Origin of the sequence: Vibrio sp. 10N.222.49.C9 (assembly GCF_041474985.1) — a bacterium.
Classification (GTDB): Bacteria; Pseudomonadota; Gammaproteobacteria; order Enterobacterales; family Vibrionaceae; genus Vibrio; species Vibrio crassostreae_C.
On record NZ_JBFRVD010000364.1, the window covers coordinates 1 to 242 of the forward strand.

Here is a 242-nt window from a genome sequence, read left to right on the forward strand (position 1 = left end):
GATAGAGGAGCGGGAGAGACGGCCGATAGCACGGAAGACCTCTTGCATCGCAGGTGCTTCGCCTATGATTTCAGGAGTGTCCGCTTTGCTGGAGGTTAACGCGTTGTGGCTTTGTTTTTGTTCTTGGCTATGAGTAATGGCGCGATCGACAAGGGCAAGTGCTTCATCGATATCAAATGGCTTCGGCAGGTACTCAAAAGCCCCTTCTTGATACGCCTTAACGGCAGCGTCTAGGTCTGAGT

The 242-nt window shown here is 52.1% G+C and carries 1 pseudogene; it reads right to left on the reverse strand.

Annotation, left to right across the window (positions count from 1 at the left end):
- Window positions 1-242 (reverse strand): annotated as a pseudogene (gene glnG / locus AB4585_RS23520) (nitrogen regulation protein NR(I)); the annotation flags it as partial.